The organism is Corynebacterium maris DSM 45190, assembly GCF_000442645.1.
GTDB classification, from domain to species: domain Bacteria; phylum Actinomycetota; class Actinomycetes; order Mycobacteriales; family Mycobacteriaceae; genus Corynebacterium; species Corynebacterium maris.
Window position 1 is genome coordinate 386,746 of the sequence record NC_021915.1, and the last position, 22,999, is coordinate 409,744.

Below are 22,999 nucleotides of genomic sequence, written 5' to 3' on the forward strand. Positions count from 1 at the left end.
TTTTCCCACGCCCATGCGGCCGCGCGTCCGCTTCACCGCCATAATGGTGGGTATGGCAAAACACAGGGCCGACACATTGGCGGGCGCGATGCCCGCCCCGCAGGACGAAGTCGAGCGTCGGCGGGCGCTGCGGCAGCACCGGGCGTTCGCCTCCGGGCTGCTGGTGCTCGCGGCCGTCATCTTCATCGCCTGCTCCGCCTGGCAGTCCCAGGGCGAGGCCCCCGGCTGGGTGGGGTACGTGCGGGCCGCCGCGGAGGCGGGCATGATCGGCGGCATCGCGGACTGGTTCGCCGTGACCGCGCTGTTTCGGCACCCGCTGGGCATCCCCATCCCGCACACCGCGCTGCTGCCGAAGAAGAAGGACCAGCTGGGCACCGCGCTGAGCGGGTTCGTCGGCGAGAACTTCCTCAACGCGCAGCTGATCACGGAGAAGGTGGCCGGCGCCAATATCCCGCAGCGGGTGGGCCAGTGGCTGGCCGAGCCGGACAACGCTGCGCTGGTGTCCCGGGAGGCGGGCAAGCTGACGGCGAACGCGGTGCGCGCGATCGACCCCGCGGACGCGGAAGCGTTGATCAAGACGCAGATCATCGACAAGGCGGCGGAGCCGTTGTGGGGCCCGCCGGCCGGGCGGATGCTGGAGCAACTGATCGCCGACGGCAAGACCGAACCCGCGGTGGAGGCGGTGATCGGCTGGGCCCGGACGAAGGTTTACGGCATGGAGGAGACCGTGGTCACGCTCATCGACGACCGCATGCCGGGCTGGGCGCCGAAGTTCGCCAAAAGCCTCGTCGGCGAGCGCGTGTACAAGGAGGTCGTCGAGTTCATCGAGGACGTCGACCGCGACCCGGACCACGAGGCCCGGCACGCCCTGCGCCGGTTCATCTCCCAGCTGGCCGAGGACCTCCAGCACGACGAGGTCATGATCGAGCGGGTGGAGTCGCTGAAGGCGGACGTCATGGGCTCGGATGCGGTCCAAGGCGCGGCGGCGGACGTCTGGGCGGCGTTTTCCCGCAACCTCATCGCCGCCGCCACCGACGAGAACTCCGTGCTGCGGGTCAAGGCCGCGGAGCTGTGTGTCACCTGGGGCACCCGCGTCCAGGAGGACCCGACGCTGCGCGACGAGTTGAACCGCCGCCTGACCGGCGTCGTCTCCTTCCTGGCGGACAACTACTCCGGGGAGGTCACCGCGATCATCTCGGAGACGGTGGAACGCTGGGACGCCGAGGAGGCCAGCGACAAGATCGAGCTGATGGTGGGCAAGGATCTGCAGTACATCCGCGTCAACGGCACGCTGGTCGGTGCGTTGGCGGGGCTGGCGATTTACACTGTGTCTCAAGCGCTCTTCTGAGCCTGACCCCATCCCCGCGACGAGAAGGGCCCGATCCATGGCTGAGCATCAACCCCCGAAGGATTCCCGCGACGACGACCCGTCGCTGCTGGAGAACCTCAAGCAGGCCGGCGGCGCGCTCGGCGGCGTGGTCTCCGAGTTCACGGGCAACTACCGCGCCGATCGGGAGGCCGTGCACGACCAGGGCGGCGAGCACGCCCTAGACGACCCGGACGAGGAGGAGGGCACCGTCGCGGAGCAGCTGCGTGCCGCGGGCGCCGAGGCCCGCCAGAAGTACGCGCAAGGCTCCGGTTTCGGGGCGGTGCGCGACGCGGCCGGTGCGCTGGCGGGCCGCGCCGGCGGCATCGTCCGCGACGTGGCCAGCAGCGCGACCCGCGCGGCCGACGCCACCCGGGAGTCGGAGGTCGCCGGCGAGGCCGCCAGCGCCGTCTCCGGGGCGTGGTCGTCCGTGCGCGGGCGCATGGACGGGGCGGTCTCCTCGGCCCGGGGCCGACTGGACCGCACCAAGGACGGGCAGGACGACGATATGGCGGATGAGGGCGCGGGCAATATCATCGAAGGGGAAGTCATCTCGTCTGAGACCACGGAAACCCCCAGCGACAAGGAAAAGTAAAGAGGTCCCATGGATCCCGCATTGCAATTGATAGTCGGCTACAACTTCCTGGAAGGGCTGTTGTTCGCCGCCGTGGCCATCGCAGGCGTGGTCGGCGCGATCATGGCCGCCACCGTCCGGGAGGACGCCTTCACCGCCGGCGACCGCCAGGGCAAGTGGGTGTGGGTCGCGATTATGGCGGCCTCCGCCTTCGTCGTCATGACCCGCTTCCCGTTCCTGTCGTGGGCGGGCATGGTCGCCATCGGCGTGTACTGGTTCGACGTGCGCCCGCAGCTGCGCAACATCTTGTCCGGCAACTACGGCTGGTAGATGGACGACGTCACCTGGCTGGCGGGGCGTATCGACGTCGATCTGACCGCCCCCGGCTTAACCGGCGAGCAGGTGCGCGCAGCGCTTGCTGAATCCACCGGCCTGCACGGCGCGGTGGTGATGCCCCCGCACGTGCCGTGGGTGCCCGAGGGGCTGGGCACGATCGCCGCCGTGGGTTATCCCACCGGCCGGCACCACAGCCTGATCAAGGCGTCGGAGGCGCGGTTGGCGGTGGAGTTCGGCGCCACCGAGATTTGGCTCGCCGTCGACGAGGCGGGCACGGATCATAACGCCCGTCTCGCGGACGTCGTGGCGGTGCGCCAGGCGGTGCCGCCGCCGGTGCTGCTGCACGTGCTCGCCACGGATACAGACACGATCAGGGCGGCGGCGACGGCCGGGGCCGACGGCGTCGTCGTCGACGCCTGGCCGGGGAAGCTGGGCATGCAGGTGATCGCTCGCGGGGATTTCAGCCCCGAGGAGGGCGTCGACCTGCTGGCCGCGGGGGCCGCGCGGTTGGCGCTGCCGGATCCGCACGGGTTTTTGGCCGCGCTGCGCTGAAACCGCCTACGCGGGGGTGTTCTCCGCGACGCCGTCGACGTTGCCCGCGGAGATCTCCCGCAGCGGGACGTCGTTTCCAGAGACACTTACCCGCACGCCGCCGTCGATGACGGTGAAGTCGTCGATGTGCAGCGTCCCGTCTGAGGCGACCTCGTCGGAGACGCCCTGCTGGACGCCGTCCTGCAGCGCCTGGGTGATGCCGCGGGAGACGTCGTCGGGCAGGCCGAAGCCGAAGATCTCGGTGTTGGTCACCCGGAAAGTCATCTGCCCGTCGATCAGCTCAGGCACGAAGGTCATGGAGCCGAGGCCGCCGCCGAACTCGGTCTCGACGGAGCCGGATTCGGCGCGGGAGGTGACGTCGGTGATCGCGTTGGCGCCGAGGAAGTCGCTGATGCCGTCGAAGCTCTGCTGGCTGATCTGCTGCTGGACGACGGCGAGCAGGTAGTCGTCGGGCAGCTCTGTCGTGGTGGACAGGAACCCGGCGACGGGGTTGTCCTGCGACAGGGTCATGTCCTCGATGCGGATGTTCGCGGCGGGGGTGCCCTGCACGTCCTGGCCGGTGACCTGCAGGGTCGACGGGGTGTTCAGCGTCATCTGCGGCAGCTGGCCCTGCACGAGCCCGAAGACGAGCGGGGTGGCGCCGAAGGTGACCTCGGGGTCTTCTTGCACGGCCACGCCCTGCTCCTGGGCTTGTTGGTTGAAGCTGTCGCGGACCTGCGAGGAGATGAACCAGCGCAGGCCGAGCTCGGCGATGATGAGCAGGACGAGGATCGCCACGAGGACGGTGAGCACGACTTTCCAGACACGGGAGCCGGCGGAGGAGTTTCTTGCCATGCCTTAAAGTGTCCCTGATTTTCGGTGCTCGCGCGACCACCGACCACGAGGGAAAAGCACAATCACAGAGGCGGGGCGACGTACTCCCAGGGAACCGTCAGCAAGCTGTCGCGCACGCGCCGCCGGATCGGGGTCAGGGGCACGCCTTGGTCGACCAGCAATTTTCGGGCTTCGCGCCAGCGCACCCGTGGGCCGTAGGGCGCCCAGCCGGCGGCGTGGTCCCACGCGGCGTCGGCGGCAGACAGCAGCGTGTGGATCTTCTCGCCCTCGGTGTTGCGGTGGATCAGCACCTTCGGCAGTCGCTCCGCGAGGTCGGAGGGGCGATCCACGTCGAAGGGGTCCCACGCCAGCGTCAGGGAGACCGGCCCGTCAGCGTCCAGCAGCACCCAGGCGGCGCGGCGGCCGAGTTCGTCGCAGGTGCCTTCGATGAACAGGCCGCCGGGGGCCAGGCGTTCGGTGACGCTGCGCCAGGCGTCCTCGACTTGGGCCACGTCGTATTGGCGCAGCACGTTGAAGGCGCGCACCAGATGGGGACGGTGGCCGGCGAGTTCGAAGCCGCCGAGTTCGAAGCGCACGCCGTCGCGGGGCGGAAGTACCCGCTCCGGGTCGATCTCCAATCCGATGACGCGGATGTCCGGGCGCACGGTGCGCAGGCGGGTGGCCCATTCGACGGTGGTGGTGTGGCTGGCGCCGTAGCCGACGTCCACGGCCAGCGGCTTGGCGACGCCGCTGAGCAGCGCGCGGAGGCGGGGGTGGTGCACCGTCCACCGGTCGGAGCGGCGCAACCGGTTGTAGCCGGTGGTGCCGCGGGTGACGACGCCGAAAGGCCGACCGTCGGTCAGTTCAGCCCGGAGGTTATGCGCGTGGTCGGCCATCGGTGGTGCTGGTTTAGAGGTTCTCGGCGATCCACTTCGAGGTCAGGTCGCCCTCCTGCTGGAAGAGGTTTTCCAAGGCGTCGCCGACCTTCGGCTCGATGGCCGGGCCCATGAACGGGATGTTGACGGAGACCTCGTTGTCGTAGGCGATGGTGGTCTTGTCGCCTTCGCCGGTGGCCTTCATCTCGCCGGAGAAGTCGACGGGGGTGCCCTTGACGTCGGCGGTGTAGGACAGGGTGGCGGCGCCGTCGACCAGCTCGCCGATGGTGATGACGCGCTTGAGCTTCAGTGCCTGGGACACCATGGACTGCACGGCCTCCGGCAGCACGTCGAGCGGAAGCAGCTCGAAGAGGGTGACCTGGCCGTCGGCGAATTCATTGACCTCGCCAGGCTCAGGGGAGAGGGTCTCGGCGATGTAGGTCCAGTAGTCGCGGTTGTTGTACGCCTCGAGGACCTTCTCGAGCGGCTGGTCGATGGTTACGGTGTTTTCGCTACGGGTTGACATGCCCAACAGACTACCGTGAAGGGTGTGATTAATTCATCGTTGACCCAGCGGCTGACTGACCTCGACGGAGTCGTCGTCGACACCGGCACGTCCTTCGCCGACCTGACCACCCTGCGCCTGGGCGGGAGGCCGCACGCGGTGGTGCGGTGCTCCACGGCCGAGGCCGTCGTCGAGGCGGTCAAACTTATCGACGCCTCCGAGCACGACTTGCTCATCCTGGCCGGCGGATCCAACCTGGTCATCGCCGACGGCGAGCTGGACCTGATCGCAGTGCGCCTGGAAAACGACGACGTCTCCTTCGGCGACGACGGCCTGGTCACCGCCGGTGCGGGTGCGGTGTGGGACGACGTGGTCGCCGCCAGCGTGGAGCGCGGCCTGGGTGGCATCGAGTGCCTCTCCGGCATCCCGGGATCCACGGGCGCGACCCCGGTGCAGAACGTGGGCGCCTACGGCACCGAGATCGCGGATGTGCTCACGCGCGTGAAGCTCTACGAGCGCGCCACGGGGAAAGTGTTCTGGTCGGACGCCTCCGAGTTGGAGCTGGCGTATCGCTATTCGAACCTGAAGTTCACCCAGCGCGCGGTGGTGCTCGAGGTGGAATTCCAGCTGAGCACCGACGGGTTGAGTGCCCCGCTGCGCTTCGGTGCCCTGGCGGGCGAAGCAGGGGAGCGGCGCCCGGTCGCCGAGGTGCGCGACGAGGTGCTGGGGCTGCGCCGCGGCAAGGGCATGGTGCTCGACGAAGGCGACTACGACACCTGGTCCGCCGGGTCATTTTTCACCAACCCGATTGTGGCTTCCGAGATCGCTGATCAGGTGCAGGCGGCGGTGCGTTCTGAGCGCGGCGACGCCGACGCCGATCGCATGCCGCGCTGGGCGGCGGAGGGCGGGGAGAAGCTCTCGGCGGCCTGGCTCATCGAACGCGCCGGTTTCCCGCGCGGTTACCCGGGTGAGGACGCCCCGGTGCGGCTGTCCACCAAGCACACCCTGGCGCTGACCAACCGCGGTCAGGCCGTCACCGAGGACCTGGTGTCCTTGGCCCGGGAGGTCCGCGACGGCGTGCAGTCGGCCTTCGGCGTGCAGCTGGTGCCCGAGCCGGTGTGGGTGGGCGTGGAGATCTGACGCCGTCGGTGACGCTTCTCTCACGTTTTTATCTGGTGTGAACTGAGCCCCTTGACCCGCTGCGGGTCGAGGGGCTAAATTTTTTCTCAACGGATACTGCAAACGTTTGCAGCAAACGATTGCAGCCACGAAACCCCAGGAGAGGAGGCACCCCGCATGGACATCGAACCCGCTCGTCGCCCGACGCTCAAAGACGTCGCCGAAGCAGCCGGCGTGGCCGTCTCCACCGCCTCGCGCGCGCTGGCCGACAACCCCGCCGTCGCCGCCCGCACCCGCGCCCGCATCCACGACATCGCCGCCGGGATGGGCTACCGCCCCAACGAGCAGGCCCGGGCCCTGCGGCGGGCGCGCACCAACACCATCGGTGTGATCGTGCCCAGCCTGGTCAACCACTACTTCGCCACCCTGGTCACCGGCATCCAGGAAGGCGCCGCGGCGGCGGGGCTGACCACGGTCATCGCCAACACCCGCGAGGACGCCGACTCCCTGGCCGCCAGCCTGCAGGTGCTGGCCGACCAGCGGGTCGACGGCGTGATCTGCGTGCCGCACGAAGACTGCGCCGACCAGATCCTCGCCCTGCACGACGCCGGCCTGCCGATCGTGCTCATCGACCGGGAGATCCCCTCCGGCCAGGTGCCCACGGTGGTCTCCGACCCGGAACGGGGCATGCACGACGCGGTGCGCCTGCTCGCGGAGACCCGCGCCCTGCCCATCGGGTATCTTTCCGGGCCGACGACCACCTCCACCGGGCGTCAGCGCCTGGAGACCTTCCGTACCGCGTGTACTGCCGCCGGCCTGCCGGAACAGCCCGTCTACCTGGGCGGCTACGAGCAGGAGCGCGGCCGCGCTGGTGCCGCAGACCTCCTGGACCGCGGGGTCACAGCGTTGTTCGCCGGGGATTCCATGATGACCATCGGCGTCATCGAAGAATGCCACCGCCGCGGCCTGCTCATCGGCGAGGACGTCGCGGTCATCGGCTTCGACCGCCACCCCGTCTTCGAGCTGCAACCCCGGCCCATCACGGTCATCGACCAGGACGTCGACGCCATGGCGGCGCTCGCGTTGCAGACCCTGCTGGCAGGCATCGACGGCCAGCCGACGACGAGCACCCGCATGCACACCCCGACCACGCTGATCACACGCCAGTCCACCCCAGGAGCCCTCCGATGAACCACGACCCCACGCCACCGCGGCCGCTGCTGGAGCTGCGCAACGTGCGCAAATCCTTCGGCCCCGTCACCGTGATCAAAGACGTCACCGTCTCCGTCCACCCCGGCAAGGTGCAGGCCCTGCTCGGCGAAAACGGCGCCGGCAAGTCCACGATCATCAAGATGATGGCCGGCGTCCACAAACCCGACGGCGGCGAGATCCACGTCGACGGCCAGCGCGTCGAATTCCCCGACACCCGCGCCGCCGAGGCCCGCGGCATCGCCACCATCTACCAGGAACTCAACCTCGTGCCCACGATGTCCGTGGCCGAGAACATCCTGCTCGGGCGCACCCCGCGCCGGGCCGGCCTGGTCAACTACCGCGCGCTGCGCGCCCAGGCCCAGGAGGCGCTGGACTATATCGGGCTGGTCGTCGACCTGGACACCCCGGTCGGTGAGCTCGGCGTCGCCCGGCAGCAGCTCGTGGAGATCGCCAAGGCGCTGTCCATGGACGCGCGCGTGCTCATCCTCGACGAACCCACCGCTTCTCTGACGGGCAACGAGGTCGACCAACTCTTCCGCGTCGTCGACGACCTCAAGGCCCGCGGGGTGGGCATGGTCTTCATCTCGCATCACCTGGATGAGATCGCGCGCATCGCCGATTCGGTCAGCGTGCTGCGCGACGGCGAGTTCGTCGCCGAAGTCCCCGCCGACACCCCGGAGCCCGAGTTCGTCCGCCTCATGGTCGGCCGCGACATCGACGACCAATACCCGCGCGAGCAGATCACCCCCGGCGCGCCGGTGCTGCAGGTCGAGGGTCTCAGCAGCGCGGACAAGTTCCATGACATTTCCTTTACCGTCCACGCCGGCGAGGTCGTCGGCCTGGCCGGTCTGGTCGGGGCCGGACGCACCGAAGTCGTCCGGGCGATCGCCGGCGCCGACGGCCGCGACGCCGGCCGGGTGCTCATCGACGGCCGAGAGCTGCCCGCCGGCAACGTCGCCGCCGCCATCGCCCGCGGGGTGGGCCACGTGCCCGAAGACCGCAAGCACCAGGGCCTGATCCTGGACGCCAGCGTCGGCGAGAACATCGGCTTGGCCACGGTGCGATCTTCCGCCCGGGCCGGCCTGGCCGATCGCCGCGGGCAGCGCCGCCGCTCCGCAGACGTCGCCGAGAAGCTGCGCATCCGCATGGCCGGCATCGACCAGGACATCCGCAACCTCTCCGGCGGCAACCAGCAGAAGGCGGTCTTCGGCCGCTGGGTGCTGGCCGGCTCGAAGGTGCTGTTGCTGGATGAGCCGACCCGCGGCGTCGACGTCGGCGCCAAAGTCGAGATCTATCACCTCATCAACGACGTCACCCGCGCCGGGGGAGCGGTGCTCATGGTCTCCTCCGACCTGCCGGAGGTGCTCGGCATGTCCGACCGCGTACTGGTCATGTCGGGCGGGCGCCTGGCCGGGGAGCTTGCGCCCACCGCCACCCAGGACGAGGTCATGACCCTCGCCGTGTCCCAGATCAACGATTCCGTCACCGTCGCCGACGGCGCCGCCGCAGAATAAGGAGCACTCACGCCATGACCACCGCGACCAAGAACCCGGCGCGCCCTGCGCGCGTCTCGCCGGCCCGTAGCGTCGGCAATTGGATGATGAACAACGGCGCGCTCGTCGGCCTCATCGTCTTGATCATCGCCCTGGCGTTGGCCACGCCGCACTTTTTGACCGCCGGCAACCTGGTCAACGTCGGCGTGCAGGCGGCCACCGTGGCGATCATCGCCTTCGGCATGACGTTTGTCATCGTCACCGGCGGCATCGACCTGTCGGTCGGCGCCGTCGCCGCCTTGGGCGGCATGGTGGCCGCTTATTCCTGGGCGGAGATGGGCCTGCCCGGCTGGCTGACCCTGTTGTTGGGCTTGGCCACGGGCCTGCTCGCCGGCGCGATCGCCGGGCTGTCCATCGCCTACGGCAAGCTGCCCGCCTTCATCGCCACCCTGGCGATGATGTCGATCGCCCGCGGGCTCACGCTGGTCGTCTCCGAGGGGTCCCCGGTGCCCAGCGCGGACGCCGTCAACTGGATGGGCCGCGACGTCGGTTTTCTGCCGATGCCGATCGTCATGATGGTCATGGCCGGGCTGATCTGCTGGTTCATTCTCTCGCGCACGGTGCTGGGCCGCTCGATGTACGCCATCGGCGGCAACATGGAGGCCGCACGACTCTCAGGCCTGCCGGTGCGCCGGATCCTCATCTCCGTCTACGCGCTCTCCGGGCTCTTCGCCGCCTGGGCCGGGCTGGTGATGACCGCCCGGTTGTCGTCCGCGCAGCCGCAGGCCGGCGTCGGCTACGAACTTGACGCCATCGCCGCCGTCGTCATCGGCGGCGCTTCGCTCGCCGGCGGGCGCGGCGGGGCGTGGGGCACCTTCGTCGGCGCGATCCTGCTGGCGGTGATCCGCAACGGCCTGAACCTGCTGAATGTCTCGTCGTTCTGGCAGCAGATCGTCATCGGCGTCGTCATCGCCGCGGCCGTGGGCTTCGACGTCATCCGCAACAAGACCATCTCCCAGTAGAAGGAGCGATCATGCGCAAGACAACCGCGGCCGTGGTCGCCGCCGCCACCGCCTTCAGCCTGACTGCCTGCGGTCAAGGCGAGCAGGGCCAGGAAGTCACCCTGGCGCTGTCCACCCAGACCAACCCGTTTTTCGTCCAGGTCCGCGACGGGGCGCGTGACCGGGCGGAAGAACTCGGCGTGAACTTAAACGTCCAGGACGCCGGCGACGACGCCCTGCAACAGGCCAACCAGCTGATCAACTCCATCGCCATGGACGCCGGCGCAGTCATCGTCAACCCCGTCGACTCCGACGCCGTGGGCAACTCCGTCGAAGCCCTCAACCAGGCCGACATCCCCGTCATCGCCGTCGACCGCACCGCCAACGCCGGCGAGCTGACCAGCTTCGTCGCCTCCGACAACATCTCCGGCGGCAAGCAGGCCGCCGACGCTCTGGCCGCGGCCATCGGCGGCGAAGGCAAAGTCATCATGCTCCAAGGCATCGTCGGATCCTCGTCTTCCCGCGACCGCGGGCAAGGCTTCCGCGAACAGATCGCCACCTACCCCGGCATCGAGGTCGTCGCCGAACAAACCGCCGGCTTCGACCGCACCGAAGGCCTCGACGTGGCGACCAACCTGCTGCAGGCCAACCCGGACGTCGTCGGCATCTTCGCCGAAAACGACGAGATGGCCCTCGGCGCCATCGAAGCCGTCGGGGCCCGCGCCGGCGAGGAGGTCGCTATCGTCGGGTTCGACGGCACCCTCGAAGGGCTCGCCGCCGTGGAGGCCGGCACGATGAACGCCACCATCGCCCAGCAGCCCCGCGAACTCGGCGCCCAAGCCGTCGAGCAAGCCGCCCTGCTGCTGGAAGACAAAGACGTCGCCGGCGTCGTGCCCGTCTCCGTCATCACCGTCACCGAAGAGAATGTGGGGGAGTACCTGTGAGTGCCACCAAGATCGTCGTCGTCGGCTCCATCAACGCCGACCTGACCACCCGGGTGCCCCGCCACCCCAAGCCCGGCGAAACGCTCCTGGGCGACGGCGGCTTCTTCAGCGCCGGCGGCAAGGGCGCCAACCAGGCCGTCGCCGCCGGTCTGCTCGGCGCGGACGTCGCCATGATCGGTGCCGTCGGCACCGACCCCCAGGCCGAGGCCGCGCTGGCCCCGATGCGCCGCGCCGGGGTCGATATGCAGGGCGTGGCCGCCACAGCAGAGACCACCGGTCTGGCCGTGATCACCGTCGACGACGCCGGCGAGAACACCATCGTCGTGGTCCCCGGCGCGAACGCTGACGTCACCCACAGCTACGTCGACGAGCACGCCGAGCTCATCGCCGGCGCGGAGATCCTGCTCATGCAGGGTGAGATCCCCGCCAGCGGCTTCAACCGCGCGGCGGACCTGGCGACGGGCCGGGTGGTGGTCAACCTGGCCCCCGTCGTGCCCGTCGGCCGCGAACAACTGCTGCGTGCGGATCCGTTGCTGGCCAACGAGCACGAGGCGGCGCTGGTGCTAGGGCAGCTCGGCGCGCCCACCGACAGCACGGACCCGCGGACGCTGGCCCATGCGCTGCTGGAGCAGGGCTTTACTTCTGTGGTGCTGACGCTGGGGGCGGACGGCGCGTTGGTCGCCGACGCCACCGGGTTGACCGACATCCCCACCCCGCGGGTGGAGGCCGTGGACACCACCGGCTGCGGCGACGCGTTCGCCGGGGCGTTCGTGGCCCGCCTCGCCGAGGGCGCGAGGCTGGACGACGCCGCCCGTTACGCCGCGCGCGTGGGCGCCTTCGCCGCCACCGGCCACGGCGCCCAGGATTCGTACCCGAGCGCCGATGACGCGCTGCCGGAGGTGGAGGGCTGATGCGCAAACACGGCATCCTCAACGCCCAGCTTGCTGGTTTGCTGGCGCGGCTGGGCCACACCGACGCCGTGGTCGTCGCCGACTGCGGCCTGCCCGTGCCGGCACACGTGCCGGTGGCGGACCTGGCGCTGGTTTTCGGCGTCCCGCGTTTCAGCGACGTGCTCGCAGCCCTGCTCGCCGAACTCGAGGTCGAAGGCGTCACCGTCGCCGACCAGGCCCCGCAGGCGGTCCACGACCTCATCCCCGAGGACGTCGAGATCATCACCGAAGTCGACCACGAGGATCTCAAAGATATGGTCGCGGGCGCCGCTTTCGTCGTCCGCACCGGGGAGACCACCCCGTACGCGAACGCCATCCTGCACTGCGGGGTGCCGTTTTAGGAGGAATAGGAGTGGTGGGTGCGGCAGCGATTATTCGAACTCTGCTTCGGGCTCGTCCTCGGTTTCAAAGTGTGAAGAATCCTCAGCGGCGATGCCCTGGCTGACATCGCGCTGCACGGGCTTCTGCAGCACAGCTTCGATCAACTGACACAGCGCTTCACGGCGCTGGGTGAAGAAGCTCTCGAAATCATCTGTCCGAACCGCTTCCGGGGAAACAAAATGGCCAGTGAGAAGGTTATCCAGATAACCCGAATCGATGCCTGCCTTCGCCTCAATTTTCTCCAGGTACTTAGAGGGCGCCACGCCTCCGATGACCCTGTTGGTGTGTGCGCTGAGCATCGTCTTATTCACGATGCTCTCTCGGTGCTCGTCATCAATGCCGTTCTCGTTGCACCAGCGTTGCGGGAAAATATGATGGATATCGACCGCCATGTCCTTATGCTGGACGGCCCCAAAAGTCTTGTCCTCCATCCAATCGCGAGCGTCGTTGGCCATGATCAATGCTGCGAGACCTTTGTATGCCGCTGAATTTCGGGTGCGCATGGAATGCAGGCGAGATTCCACAAAGTTTGCGTCATTGATTGTCCGTGGGGTGGGCTGGTCTGGATCCGCAGCCCAGGCTGGCACCTGCTCAATATCGCGTACGAAGCGTGTTTCGCTGGCGGATCCGTAAAGTTCACCGATCACACCCGCCCAGTACCAACTTTCCAGACGCTGACTCACTGAGTGCAATTCTGCGTCTTTGCCGAGGGCAACTTTGATCGCGGCGAGAGGCACCAACTGCTTCGGATAGGGGACATCGCGTTTACGAAACACATGACGGTCAGCGAGGAAACCAGCGACCCACACAAAGGCATCCCGGAGTGGATCGCGCCACTTGAGGTAATCTTCCAGTTCTAGTTTCAACACATCTTCACGCTTGGCAGAGACTGCCGGTGGGCGACTCGACGTACTGGCGTTGTGCTTTTCCAGGGTCGAAAGCATCGTCAAAGCCTGCAGGAAGTCGGTGTTTTCAATGGAGTCGAGAACCGGGTACGGCTTCCAGTGCTGACGAATTTCCTGCAGGTCATCGTTGAGCCGAAAATCCTCCCCGGTACGTTCATAGTAGGCAGCATCACCTGCGAACACGGAAGTCAGAAGCTCAAAGACATTCAGTGGCAGGCCTCCGATATTAACTTTCTCGAACACCGTGGCCACAGCAGATTTATCGGTATCTGAATCTAGCTCGATGGCGGGGATTTGGTAGTTGGCCGCAGGCTGAATGATTTGATCATGGAACGTCATGCTCAACTCTTGATTCTTGAAGCTATAAGGCATGAGCCAAGGCATGGGGTTGAGAAGCTCATTCAAGGGGAAGAACCCTTGCTCCTGTTGCTTTTCGGTTGTACTGAGATCTAGAACGATGTCCCGATCAAAATTCTTCTTGATCATGCCGTCCGCAGGCACAGAGATCACTGCTTCGTCCATGCGATTGGGATCTTCGATAGCCTCAGCGATGTTCACGAAGTACCGGCGATCTAGAAGCTTGCCGCGGTCATCCTTCGTACCCACGATCCCATCGCCTGACAGAGCTTGCGTCAAGGAGGTCAATCGCTGCTGCCCGTCGAGAAGCAACTTCTTTGGTTCCGTTCCCGCCGGAACGTCTGTGCCCTCTACGGCGCGAGGCTTGAAACGCACCAGGGCGTTACCCGTCTCCAAGAGCATGACCACTCCCATGGGATGGCCCCGAAGAACTGTGATGAGCAGTTGGCGGATGCGCTCATCTTCCCATTTATAACCTCGCTGGAAATCTGGGAGCTGGATAATACCTTTACGGGTTTGATCCAGATAGTCGGTCAGCATGTACATCGGGGTCTGGAATCCCATGGATCTCCTTTAGCGAGCGGTTTCTACAGGTTCATTTAAAACCAGAGTATCCGTTCGCTGGGAGGGGGCTTTAAGCGTTGTTCTTGGGGTTGAGCGTCAGCGGGCCGGTTCGACGGGGCACCAATGGTCCTTCCGCGTCCCTAGTCGATGTCCTCCGCCCACTCCAGGACGTCTTCCACGTACTCGTCGAGTCCCGGCTTGGTGGGGTCATCCCACCGGGTAGAGACGGCGTTGATGGGGAAGACGTTGATGCCGCTGGCGTCGTCGAATTCGCTGATCAGGGCGAAGTCGGTGCCGTGCTGGTCGGCCAGGCGCACCCACCGCAGATCCAGTTCGTGGGCGATGAGGTCGCCGCAGGCCACGCCGAGGGTGTGGATGATGGCGTCGGGGTCGAAACGCTTCTTCGGCTTGGTGGCGTGCCACTCGGTGCGGTACCGGGCGAAGCAGCGCTGAATGGCGGGCAGGTCGTCGGCGATCTCGATCTTTTTCGCCAGCTGCCGCAGCTTGACCAGGAACTCGAGTTCCTCGTCGTTGAGCTCCTCCATGGTGATGGAGTCGTCGAGCTGCTCGTCGGTGGCGGCCTCCCAGCCGTCATAAAGCCCGTCGAACATGGTGCACAAGTCCTCGAAGAAGGTGCGGATCCGGGGGAGCGTTTCCGCGTTGACGGCCATGTCGCCCCGGCCCACCGCCGCGGCCCAGGGGTGCGTGGGCGGCTGGGCGCCGTCGGGCACGCCGGTGAGCTCGTGGATCTTCCCGTGGGGCTCCCAGCCGTCCTCGGCGGCGCGGGCCAGCGCGTCACGGGCGCATTCCTCCGTGGCGAAAAGGAAGAAATGCAACTGTTCGCGCGGGCGGTCCAGATCCGAGGACGCCGCCAGCTGTTGGAGAGTCGCAGCGTCGTCGGCGTGAAGGGCATCGTCGTTGAATGCGCTCATCGGTTCTCTCCTTATTCAGGGGATATACACGATGGTGTCAGACATAGAAGAAAATTGCAGTAACTGCAGAGGATTTTTCTCTGCAGAGTGGATGCGGATTAAGCCTTAGGAAAACCGTAGGCAAAAGACGAAGATCGGTGCGCTGAACTGGGGTATTTCGAAGTGGCGCCCGGTGTATAGGCGAGGGGTCGTCCACTGAGAGGCCATGGGACGTTTGCCAAAGTGCTTTCATCAATCCATCCCTCCTGTGTCGCCTTCATTAGCACGTTCTCTCCAGTGCAGGGATTCATTTCGGTCTATCGGTGGGGTGATTTCACCCCCAATTACCCCCGGGCGATACCTCCAGTGGGCAGCATGCATGCCCAGATGTTTTCGCGCTATGCCGATCAGGTATTTCCGCTCACCTCGTGACGGAGGCAAGATATGCCTCAAGTCACAACGCTAGAAATTTTGCAATGTGAGTCATATTTCCTGAAGGGGATCGAGTGGCTCGGCACTCTCAGAGAGGAACAGACAATGTTGGATTCAGTTTTCCGCGCCATCGGCCGGATTCCAGGCGCGATCATGGTGGTTCCGCTTTTCCTGGGCGCCCTCGTGAACACTTTCGCACCGGGCATCCTCGATATCGGTAGCTTCACCACGGCACTTTTCCGGGACGGCACCGCTGTTCTCATTGGTTTGTTCTTCTTGGCCGTGGGCTCACAGATCAGCCTGAAAACGGCTGGTCCAGCCATGCAAAAGGGCGGCGTCCTGCTGTTCGCCAAGTTCGGTGTCGCAGCCGCGATCGGCTTGTCCGTCGCGTTCTTCACCCCGGACGGCATGATGTGGGGACTTCTGCCCGTGGCGATCATCGCTGCCATGTCGAATTCCAATGGCTCGCTCTACAGTGCCTTGATGCAGCAGTTCGGTTCGAAGACCGACAAGGGCGCCATCTCGGTTCTGTCCATTAACGACGGCCCCTTCCTGACCATGATCGCCCTCGGTGCGGCGGGCGTGGCAGATTTCCCCCTGATGGCCCTGCTCGCGGCGGTCCTGCCGATGATCCTGGGCTTCATCCTCGGCAACACATCGACACTCGCGCGTAACTTCCTGGCGCCCGGCCAGGCACTGATCATCCCGTTCGCGGCCTTCGCCATCGGCGCGGGCATCGACTTCAGCGTGCTGTTGACCTCCGGCCTGGCCGGCGTCCTGCTCGGTGTGATGACGGTCTTCATCTCCGGCGGCGCCGCTATCCTAGGCGTCTACCTCTGGCACAAGGCCCGTAAGACTCCGCGCCCGGCCCGCAACGTTGTCTCCGGTGTGGCGGAAAGCGCCGTCGCCGGCAATGCCATCGCCACTCCCGCCGCAGTCGCAGCCGTGGACCCCTCCTTTGCGTCGATGCAGGCTGAGGCCACTGCACAGATCGCGACAGCGGTGGTGGTCACTGCCTTTATCGCGCCCTTCCTCGTCGCCTTCGTGTCTCGCTGGCAAGCAAAGAAGGGCATCACGGCGGCAGCCGAAGATGCCTACTTCGATGGTCAAGAGAAAGGGCAGACGCCAGTGGACGCTGCCCCCGCTACGACAGACATGGACGTCGGCGCCCCGGCGGAAAGCGACTTGAGCACCGTGAGTGCAGCGGATTCTCGCTAGCGTCCACAGCGGTTCCAGCGCAGCACTGCCGCCGTCAGCCTTCCGGGCTGGCGGCGGTCTTCGCGTTCTGCTCTTTCATGCCGCGCGAATGCTCGGCGACGTTGGCCAGGAGAGGCTTGATCCGATGCAAAATAGGGGACTGGTTGCCTTTCACCCAAGCCATGGCCAAGCCGATGGTCGGCCCTCCGGAAATCTCCAACATCCGCAGCTTGCCCATGGGGTGAGGGATCGAACCACGAGGCACCAGAGCCATGCCGATGCCTGCTGCGGCCAGGGCTAACACTGTCGACGTCTCCGGGGCATGCTGCGCAACGTGAAGCTTGAAGCCGGCTTCTTTGGCAGCCGTCGCGACCACCTGCTCCGCGGCGGAGCCCTGTTGGAACGTGACGACAGGATAGTCGGCGAGGGCTGCAAAGGGGATGGGTTCATCATGCTCGAGTAGGGGATGGTCAGGCCCGACTGCGAGCGTGAAGTCGTCCTCTCCGAAACTCTCAAGCTCCATCTCCGGGGAGGACACTGGGGGTCTGAGCACAGCCGCGTCAAGATCACGATTCAAGAGCATCCGCTCAATTTGCGGGGTGAGTTTCTCCCCGCTCACGTGGACATCGACGTCGGGGAGTTGCTCCTTGATCCGCTTCAGAAGATTCGGCATCAGCTGGAAAGTCGCGGTGCCCACAAACCCCAGGCGGAGCGCCCCCATCGACCCTTCACCCACCGCTCGGACATCCCTTTCGAGAATGCCCAGTTCATTGAGTAGTGCTGGGGCCCTCTCGGCGAGAAATTCTCCGGCTGAGGTGAGTAAGACCCCTTGGCTGGAGCGTTCAAAAAGACGCGTCCCTAACCGTGCTTCGAGTGTTTTTATCTGTCTGGACAACGGAGGTTGGGAAATTCCCAATTCTTCTGCGGCGCGACTGAAATTCCTGCTCCGTGATACAGCCAGGAAGTAATGAAGGTGGCGCGTCTCAATCACGACGCACTCCTCTCTACAGACAGAACCGTCATCATCAAAGGGATTTCTTCTGACGGTAGCACCAACAAAAGGAATGCTCTGTCTGGCGAAGTTCATCCAAACAAAAGGGGCGGATCGATCAAGTCCTGCGAAGGTACGCGTCCGAAACCGCGTCCGGAACAGTTCCGGTCGCTAGAGTGCGAAGTATTCATAGGTCCTGAGAATGGGCGGAGCGGATATGACACGACAGGGCACGCAACGCTACGTCTTTACGGCGGTAGCGCTCCTGCTGCTGAGTGCCGGATGGGCCGCCAACCACTTCACCTCTCTACTGGGAGTGCTCCGCGAGCAGGAAAACCTCTCCGGGGTGCTGGTCAACGGCGCCTTCGGCATCTATGCGCTGGGCCTGCTGCCCTCCTTGCTCGGTGGCGGTGCACTCGCGGACCGGGTCGGGGCGCGTCGGGTGGTGCTCAGCGGCGGGATCATCGCCGCCGTCGGCAACCTCAGCCTCCTGTTCTGGCACGGCGGCGGGGGACTGCTGCTGGGGCGGTTCATCGTGGGGCTGGGCGTGGGGCTCGTCGTCAGCGCCGGCACCGCGTGGGCGGGCAGGCTCCGCGGCGCGAGCGGCGTCACCCTGGCGGGGATCTTTTTGACGTCCGGTTTCGCCAGCGGCCCCATCGTCTCCGGGCTGTTGGCCTACGTGCTGCCACCGGAGTGGGCTCTGCCGGTGCCTTTCGCGGTGAGCTCGTTGCTGTCTTTTGCCGCTGTCGGGCTAGCCCTGCTCATCGGGGATGGCGCTGAGGAAAAAGAGCAGGGAGGCAGGAAGGCGAACGCACCCGCCATACGGCCGCCGGAGAACCGCAGCGTCGGCCGGGCGCTCGCCGCCTCATTGCCCATCGCTTTGTGGGTGTTCAGTTGCGTCACCACCGGCATGGTGATCCTGGCCGGACGCGTGGCCGACCGCTTCGACAACGGCGTACTGTTGCCCGGCCTCGCGGCCTTCCTGGTGTTCAGTGCCGGGCTCGGAGTCCAGATGCTCAGCCGCAATCGAGGTTGGGGACCGGGCGCCGGTGTCGTCGGAGCAGGGTTGGCCACCGTGGGTTTCGCCCTGGCAGGAGTGGGTGGCCAGGCCCCGCCGCTGTGGCTCTTTGTCGTGGGCTGCCTGCTACTGGGGCTGGCTTATGGCCTGTGTCTGCAGCAGGGGCTGTTGGACGTCGAGCGCCTGGCGCCCCGTGAGTCGCACGGCGCGGTGGTTGGTGTGTTCTACGTGTTCACCTACCTGGGCTTCGCTCTGCCCGTGACGCTGGAGGCTCTGCCGGCGTCGGTGGGAGCCGGGCTTCCGCTGCTGGTGGTCGCCGCGGTCGCGGCCGTGTGCACCGTGGTGCGCGGCGTGCAATTGACCAGGACGGATCTTCTGCGGCGTTCTTGAACAACCGGGAAGGCGAAACACAGACGCGAAAGCACCACACCCTGCCCGGCCAGACGATGTCTTCGTCAGGGCCGAACAGGGTGTGGGGTAGCGCCGAAAAACTAACCGATGGATTCGAGCAGGTCGGCGCAGGCCTTCTCGCAGCGTCGGCACGCTTCCGCGCAGAGGCGGCAGTGCTCGTGCATGTCGGCGTGCTCCTCGCAGTCCTCGGCGCAGACCTGGCACGCGGTGCGGCAGGCCTTGAGCAGCTCCTTGACCACGGTCAGGTTGCTGCCGGTCTGACGGCTCAGCACAGAGGCGGTGGTGGCGCAGATGTCCGCGCAGTCGAGGTCGGTGCGGATGCAGTCGCGCAGGTTGGCGACCATCTCCTCGGCCAGGCAGGCGTCGGCGCATGCGGTGCAGGTCTGGGAACAGGCCAAAGCGGCGTCGATGGCCTCGGCGAGGAGTTCGGGGTTCAGGGCATCGGAAGGGTTGGGGTGGGTCTTGAGCATGTCGTTGACGGTCATACAGTCCTCCTTCATCGTGGATCTGCTCCCGAGCGTAGCCACGGCAAGGGGACGTGTGGGGCGGGTTCGGCATCAGGTGCGCTACGCTCTGTTGCGCAGCGGCCGTAGGGGGCCCTCGCCTCTTAGACCGGCACAGTGGATCCCTATTGCGCCCCGATCAGCCCGCCACCAGCGCGGTGTCGCCACGCGAGCGCAGGTAGCTGGCTATGGCCAGGCGGTTGATCGCCGAGCGGCTCACCACGCCCACGACATGGCCGTTTTCACCGCTGATCACCGGCACCTTCTTGATGTTCGCGTCCGACAGCGCGGCGACGGTATCAGGGATCGAGGAGCCGGCGTCGACGGTCAGCACGTCATGGGTGGCCAGCTTCATCACGTTCAGGCCACCTAGATCGGTCATGGCCTGTTCCAGGTCATCGTCGGCGCCGATGGCGTAGGAGTAGATCGACACCGAGGACGGGTGCGTGGCAGACAGGTAGCGCATGACGTCGCCGTCGGAGAGGAAGCCCGCCAGCGAGCCGTCCGGATGCAGGATCGGTGCGCCGGAGATGCCGCGCTCGGCGAAAGTCTGCAGCGCGCTGAGCACGGTCTGATCCGAGGACAGGGCGTAGACGTCGTTCTTCATGATGGCTTCGACGGTGGTGTCCGTGGTCTCGACGGTCTCCTCGGCAGTCTGCGAGCGCTTCGAACGGTACGCGGCGATCGCCAGCACAACGCCGATGACCGAGGTGACCACGACCAGGGCGACGGCGCCGCGGAAACCGGAGACGAGGGAATCGAATTCGCTGCGTCCGGCTTCCATGTTCGTAGTGATCAGGATGCCGTAGATGCCGGCGGCCAGGGAGGTGCCGATGCTGCCGGCGACCTGGAAGCTCGTGGACACCACGGTCACGCCGTGCGGGCTGGTCTCGCGGTCCAGGCTCGACAGCGCGAAGGTCTGCGACGGGCCGATGACGAACGCCGTGGCCAGGACGGCCGGGATGTAGAGCACGCCGAAGAGCAGGACGGAGGAGTGCCCGGCGGCCACGCCCACCAGGGTGACGAAGATGGCCATGACGAGGAACCCGAGCGGGATGGACCAGCGGCCGCCGTGGCGGTCGAAGAGCCGGCCGGCGATCGGGCCCATCACGACGGTGAGCAGAATGCCCGGCGCGAGCGTGAGAGAGGCGCCCAGCGGCGACATGTCATGCGCCGACTGCAGGAACAGCGGGATGGTGACGTTCATCGCGAAGACGAATGCCAGGCCCAGCATGGTCATCAGCACGCCGAGGACGAACGGGGTGCTGGCGAACGGGCGCAGGTCGATCAGCGGGTGCTCGATGCGGCGCTGGCGGCCGACGAACAGCCACAGTGCGATCAGTCCGACGACCAGCGAGACGCCGGCCCAGAGCAGGGAGCCGCCGAACGCCGCGGAGACACCGTAGAGCACGCCGACCAGGCCCACGGCCACGAGCAGGAACGACGGGACGTCGAGGACCGGGCGGCCGAGTTCCGCGACGTTGCGCAGGAAGACGGCACCGGCCAACAGCACCAGCAAAGCGAGGCCGCCGAAGACCCACATCAGGGTGGTCCACGGGGCGATGGTCAGCAGAGCACCGGACAGGACAATCGCCAGCGACGGGCCGAGCGTGGTCATCGCGGCCATGATGCCCATGTTCAGCCCCAGCTTCTCTCGCGGGGAGACGGCCAGGGTGACGTTCATGCCGATGGGGGTGAGCAGGCCGGTGCCGATGGCTTGGACCAGGCGGGCGATCAGGAGCACCCAGAAGGACGGGGCGAGGGCGCCGACCACGGAACCTGCCACCATGAGCGCGACCACGGCGACGAACAACGGCCGAGTGGGGAAGCGGTGGTACAAGACATTCGAGACCGGCACGAACACGGCCGCGACCAGCAGGTAGCCGGTGGTCAACCACTGGACGGTGTTCACGTCGACGTCGAAGTCGCTCATGATCGGGTTGAAGGCGACGTTGAGGAAAGTCTCGTTGAAGGTGGCGAGGAAGGCAGCGGCGGCAGCCACTGCGATCATCCACCCCGCACGCCCTGGGGCATGCATAGTAGATGGTTGAGATGAAGACATGGGTTCTCCTGATATTCGGCAAGGGGAAGGGCTGATCGACCGTGCCGTATCAGAAGTGTGGGAAAACCTCGCGTGTCGTGACATCGATGAGCCATAAGGGCTAAATGGCCGCGCAATAGTATAACAGTTCGAAGCTCCGAAGCGCGAAAGATGCTATGACTCTGCCTATGGGCAATGATCCCGCTGAAGTGCGGAAATGAGATGAATTTAAGGTGATCTGAGCCTTCCTCATTCGCTCTGTCCCACAGTGACCTGTCCCCCGTGAGTCCCGTCAGCTCACCCGTTCCAGCACCAGCGCCATGCCCTGGCCACCGCCCACGCACAAGGTGGCCAGCCCCAACTGTCCGTCGCCGTGCTGCAGCTGATGCGCCAACGTGCCGATCAACCGGGCGCCCGTCGAACCGAAAGGATGCCCCAGAGCGATCGCGCCACCGTTGGGATTGACCACCGCTGGATCCAGCCCCAGCTTGTCGACGGTCGGCACCACCTGCGCAGCGAACGCTTCGTTCAACTCCACCGCATCCAGATCGGCCACCGCGATACCGGCCCGATCCAGGGCGCGCCGGGAGGATTCGACGGGACCCAGCCCCATGATCTCCGGCGACAGCCCCGTCACGGCCGTCGACCGGATGCGCGCCAACGGGGACAGACCCCGGCGCTTCGCGAACGCCCCAGAGGTCACCACCAGGGCAGAGGCGCCGTCGTTGAGCGGGCACGCGTTGCCGGCGGTGACGGCGCCCTCCGGGATGAACGCGGGCTTCAACCCCGCCAACCCCTCCGCCGTGGTCGACGGACGCGGGGAATCATCGGTGTCCACCACCGTGCCCTCAGTCAGCGTCACCGGGGCGATCTCCTCGGCGAAGAAACCCGCCTCCTGCGCGGCCGCCGCCCGCTGCTGCGACCGCGCCGCCCACGCATCCTGCGCTGCACGATCAGTGCCGGTGGCACGCGCCACGAACTCCGCGGTGTGTCCCATCGCAATGTGATAGTCCGGCAGCTCCCCGTCCTCCCGCGGATCGATCCACCCGTCACCCGCCAACTGGGCCTGCACGCGCTCTGCCGGGGCGAGGAAATCCCGGTGAGGTGTGGCACCATCTTTGGTCAGGCTGGACAGGTGCTCCACCCCGCCGATGAGATACGCATCCCCCTCGCCGGCGCGGATCGCATGAAAAGCCATCCGCGTGGTCTGCACGCTAGACGCGCAGAACCGGTTGACCGTGGCGCCGGGCAACGCGTCGTCGCCGAGCATGACCGCGGCGCGTCGGGCGATGTTCGATCCCTGCGGGCCATGCGGGAAAGCGCAGCCGACCAGCAGGTCCTCCACGTCCGAGGTGGTGACACCGTCGCTGCGGTGCAACGCCTCCTGCAGCGCGGTGACGAGCAGATCCTCTGGCCGGGCGGAGGCGAGGGTTCCCTTGAACGCGCGTCCGATGGGAGTGCGCGCATAGGAGACGAGGACGACGTCATCGTCGAGGTAGTCGGACATGTGGAACTCTTTCGGGTGGTGGGGCACTGAGGGTGAGGCAG

At 66.4% G+C, this 22,999-nt stretch carries 22 protein-coding genes; 13 read left to right on the plus strand and 9 right to left on the minus strand.

Annotated elements, in window-relative coordinates:
* Positions 1-52: 52 nt before the first annotated feature.
* Genes B841_RS01890 through B841_RS13250 form a run of 4 tightly spaced genes read left to right on the plus strand, consistent with a single transcriptional unit; the run spans position 53 to position 2,828 of the window.
* On the plus strand, positions 53-1,348 hold the full coding sequence (locus B841_RS01890) for a DUF445 domain-containing protein (protein WP_052337714.1): 1,296 nt from the start codon (positions 53-55) through the stop codon (positions 1,346-1,348).
* A 37-nt stretch (positions 1,349-1,385) separates the two neighbouring features.
* Positions 1,386-1,961, plus strand: coding sequence for a CGLAU_01105 family protein (locus B841_RS01895; RefSeq protein ID WP_020933790.1), 576 nt, complete (start codon positions 1,386-1,388; stop codon positions 1,959-1,961).
* 9 nt (positions 1,962-1,970) lie between these two features.
* Positions 1,971-2,270, plus strand: a complete 300-nt coding sequence (locus tag B841_RS01900) for a DUF2516 family protein (RefSeq protein ID WP_020933791.1) — start codon at positions 1,971-1,973, stop codon at positions 2,268-2,270.
* Positions 2,271-2,828 carry a deoxyribose-phosphate aldolase deoc gene (locus B841_RS13250; protein ID WP_020933792.1) on the plus strand — a complete coding sequence of 186 codons (558 nt, stop codon included), beginning with the start codon at positions 2,271-2,273 and terminating at the stop codon, positions 2,826-2,828.
* 6 nt (positions 2,829-2,834) lie between these two features.
* Here the strand turns inward: B841_RS13250 and B841_RS01910 are convergent, their stop codons facing one another.
* The 3 genes from B841_RS01910 to B841_RS01920 form a co-directional block, all read right to left on the minus strand.
* Positions 2,835-3,662, minus strand: coding sequence for an LmeA family phospholipid-binding protein (locus B841_RS01910; protein ID WP_020933793.1), 828 nt, complete (start codon positions 3,660-3,662; stop codon positions 2,835-2,837).
* 62 nt (positions 3,663-3,724) lie between these two features.
* On the minus strand, positions 3,725-4,537 hold the full coding sequence (locus B841_RS01915; RefSeq protein WP_020933794.1) for a methyltransferase domain-containing protein: 813 nt from the start codon (positions 4,535-4,537) through the stop codon (positions 3,725-3,727).
* A 13-nt stretch (positions 4,538-4,550) separates the two neighbouring features.
* Positions 4,551-5,042: a DUF2505 domain-containing protein gene (locus tag B841_RS01920; protein ID WP_020933795.1), complete on the minus strand. Its 492-nt coding sequence runs from the start codon at positions 5,040-5,042 to the stop codon at positions 4,551-4,553.
* 24 nt (positions 5,043-5,066) lie between these two features.
* Here B841_RS01920 and B841_RS01925 point away from each other — a divergent pair, with 24 nt between their 5' ends.
* From B841_RS01925 to rbsD, 7 genes are all read left to right on the plus strand, one after another.
* A complete protein-coding gene (locus B841_RS01925) occupies positions 5,067-6,161 on the plus strand; it encodes a UDP-N-acetylmuramate dehydrogenase (protein ID WP_041631694.1) in 1,095 nt (364 codons plus the stop codon).
* A gap of 156 nt (positions 6,162-6,317) precedes the next feature.
* The gene (locus tag B841_RS01930) at positions 6,318-7,331 is read left to right on the plus strand and encodes a LacI family DNA-binding transcriptional regulator (protein ID WP_020933797.1); all 1,014 of its coding nucleotides are present in this window, start codon (positions 6,318-6,320) and stop codon (positions 7,329-7,331) included.
* A complete protein-coding gene (locus tag B841_RS01935) occupies positions 7,328-8,866 on the plus strand; it encodes a sugar ABC transporter ATP-binding protein (RefSeq protein WP_020933798.1) in 1,539 nt (512 codons plus the stop codon). The genes B841_RS01930 and B841_RS01935 overlap by 4 nt, the downstream gene beginning before the upstream one ends.
* 14 nt (positions 8,867-8,880) lie before the next feature.
* On the plus strand, positions 8,881-9,867 hold the full coding sequence (locus tag B841_RS01940) for an ABC transporter permease (RefSeq protein ID WP_020933799.1): 987 nt from the start codon (positions 8,881-8,883) through the stop codon (positions 9,865-9,867).
* 11 nt (positions 9,868-9,878) lie between these two features.
* On the plus strand, positions 9,879-10,790 hold the full coding sequence (locus B841_RS01945; RefSeq protein WP_020933800.1) for a substrate-binding domain-containing protein: 912 nt from the start codon (positions 9,879-9,881) through the stop codon (positions 10,788-10,790).
* A complete protein-coding gene (locus tag B841_RS01950) occupies positions 10,787-11,701 on the plus strand; it encodes a ribokinase (protein ID WP_020933801.1) in 915 nt (304 codons plus the stop codon). Before B841_RS01945 ends, B841_RS01950 begins: the two co-directional genes overlap by 4 nt.
* Complete coding sequence (gene rbsD / locus B841_RS01955) at positions 11,701-12,081, plus strand: D-ribose pyranase (protein WP_020933802.1); 381 nt, start codon at positions 11,701-11,703, stop codon at positions 12,079-12,081. The genes B841_RS01950 and rbsD overlap by 1 nt, the downstream gene beginning before the upstream one ends.
* A gap of 30 nt (positions 12,082-12,111) precedes the next feature.
* Here rbsD and B841_RS01960 read toward each other — a convergent pair whose 3' ends face one another.
* Both B841_RS01960 and B841_RS01965 read right to left on the minus strand, forming a co-directional pair.
* Entirely contained in the window at positions 12,112-13,947 is a 1,836-nt protein-coding gene (locus B841_RS01960) for a GmrSD restriction endonuclease domain-containing protein (RefSeq protein ID WP_020933803.1), read from the minus strand.
* A 140-nt stretch (positions 13,948-14,087) separates the two neighbouring features.
* On the minus strand, positions 14,088-14,879 hold the full coding sequence (locus B841_RS01965; RefSeq protein WP_020933804.1) for a ribonuclease E inhibitor RraB: 792 nt from the start codon (positions 14,877-14,879) through the stop codon (positions 14,088-14,090).
* 516 nt (positions 14,880-15,395) lie between these two features.
* Between B841_RS01965 and B841_RS01970 the strand changes: the two genes are divergently transcribed.
* The gene (locus tag B841_RS01970) at positions 15,396-16,508 is read left to right on the plus strand and encodes a 2-keto-3-deoxygluconate permease (RefSeq protein ID WP_084482064.1); all 1,113 of its coding nucleotides are present in this window, start codon (positions 15,396-15,398) and stop codon (positions 16,506-16,508) included.
* Between the two features lie 34 nt (positions 16,509-16,542).
* On the opposite strand, the gene B841_RS01975 is transcribed toward B841_RS01970, so the two are convergent.
* Positions 16,543-17,478, minus strand: a complete 936-nt coding sequence (locus B841_RS01975; RefSeq protein ID WP_041631695.1) for a LysR family transcriptional regulator — start codon at positions 17,476-17,478, stop codon at positions 16,543-16,545.
* Between the two features lie 217 nt (positions 17,479-17,695).
* On the opposite strand from B841_RS01975, the gene B841_RS01980 reads away from it, so the two are divergent.
* Positions 17,696-18,886: an MFS transporter gene (locus B841_RS01980; protein ID WP_020933807.1), complete on the plus strand. Its 1,191-nt coding sequence runs from the start codon at positions 17,696-17,698 to the stop codon at positions 18,884-18,886.
* Positions 18,887-18,987: 101 nt separating this feature from the next.
* Here the strand turns inward: B841_RS01980 and B841_RS01985 are convergent, their stop codons facing one another.
* From B841_RS01985 to B841_RS01995, 3 genes are all read right to left on the minus strand, one after another.
* The gene (locus B841_RS01985; protein WP_245561054.1) at positions 18,988-19,407 is read right to left on the minus strand and encodes a four-helix bundle copper-binding protein; all 420 of its coding nucleotides are present in this window, start codon (positions 19,405-19,407) and stop codon (positions 18,988-18,990) included.
* 142 nt (positions 19,408-19,549) lie between these two features.
* Positions 19,550-21,421, minus strand: coding sequence for an MFS transporter (locus B841_RS01990; RefSeq protein WP_020933809.1), 1,872 nt, complete (start codon positions 21,419-21,421; stop codon positions 19,550-19,552).
* Positions 21,422-21,743: 322 nt separating this feature from the next.
* Positions 21,744-22,958 (minus strand): acetyl-CoA C-acyltransferase, encoded by a 1,215-nt coding sequence (locus B841_RS01995; RefSeq protein WP_020933810.1) that lies wholly within the window; start codon positions 22,956-22,958, stop codon positions 21,744-21,746.
* Positions 22,959-22,999 lie beyond the last annotated feature (41 nt).

Excerpts from the sequence above, each read along its gene's own strand:
- B841_RS01890 (WP_052337714.1), top strand. The coding sequence starts at position 53 with ATGGCAAAACACAGGGCCGACACATTGGCGGGCGCGATGCCCGCCCCG.
- B841_RS01895 (WP_020933790.1), top strand. The coding sequence starts at position 1,386 with ATGGCTGAGCATCAACCCCCGAAGGATTCCCGCGACGACGACCCGTCG.
- B841_RS01900 (WP_020933791.1), top strand. The coding sequence starts at position 1,971 with ATGGATCCCGCATTGCAATTGATAGTCGGCTACAACTTCCTGGAAGGG.
- B841_RS13250 (WP_020933792.1), top strand. The coding sequence starts at position 2,271 with ATGGACGACGTCACCTGGCTGGCGGGGCGTATCGACGTCGATCTGACC.
- B841_RS01910 (WP_020933793.1), bottom strand. The coding sequence starts at position 3,662 with ATGGCAAGAAACTCCTCCGCCGGCTCCCGTGTCTGGAAAGTCGTGCTC.
- B841_RS01915 (WP_020933794.1), bottom strand. The coding sequence starts at position 4,537 with ATGGCCGACCACGCGCATAACCTCCGGGCTGAACTGACCGACGGTCGG.
- B841_RS01920 (WP_020933795.1), bottom strand. The coding sequence starts at position 5,042 with ATGTCAACCCGTAGCGAAAACACCGTAACCATCGACCAGCCGCTCGAG.
- B841_RS01930 (WP_020933797.1), top strand. The coding sequence starts at position 6,318 with ATGGACATCGAACCCGCTCGTCGCCCGACGCTCAAAGACGTCGCCGAA.
- B841_RS01935 (WP_020933798.1), top strand. The coding sequence starts at position 7,328 with ATGAACCACGACCCCACGCCACCGCGGCCGCTGCTGGAGCTGCGCAAC.
- B841_RS01940 (WP_020933799.1), top strand. The coding sequence starts at position 8,881 with ATGACCACCGCGACCAAGAACCCGGCGCGCCCTGCGCGCGTCTCGCCG.
- B841_RS01945 (WP_020933800.1), top strand. The coding sequence starts at position 9,879 with ATGCGCAAGACAACCGCGGCCGTGGTCGCCGCCGCCACCGCCTTCAGC.
- rbsD (WP_020933802.1), top strand. The coding sequence starts at position 11,701 with ATGCGCAAACACGGCATCCTCAACGCCCAGCTTGCTGGTTTGCTGGCG.
- B841_RS01960 (WP_020933803.1), bottom strand. The coding sequence starts at position 13,947 with ATGGGATTCCAGACCCCGATGTACATGCTGACCGACTATCTGGATCAA.
- B841_RS01965 (WP_020933804.1), bottom strand. The coding sequence starts at position 14,879 with ATGAGCGCATTCAACGACGATGCCCTTCACGCCGACGACGCTGCGACT.
- B841_RS01970 (WP_084482064.1), top strand. The coding sequence starts at position 15,396 with ATGTTGGATTCAGTTTTCCGCGCCATCGGCCGGATTCCAGGCGCGATC.
- B841_RS01980 (WP_020933807.1), top strand. The coding sequence starts at position 17,696 with ATGACACGACAGGGCACGCAACGCTACGTCTTTACGGCGGTAGCGCTC.
- B841_RS01985 (WP_245561054.1), bottom strand. The coding sequence starts at position 19,407 with ATGAAGGAGGACTGTATGACCGTCAACGACATGCTCAAGACCCACCCC.
- B841_RS01990 (WP_020933809.1), bottom strand. The coding sequence starts at position 21,421 with ATGATCGCAGTGGCTGCCGCCGCTGCCTTCCTCGCCACCTTCAACGAG.
- B841_RS01995 (WP_020933810.1), bottom strand. The coding sequence starts at position 22,958 with ATGTCCGACTACCTCGACGATGACGTCGTCCTCGTCTCCTATGCGCGC.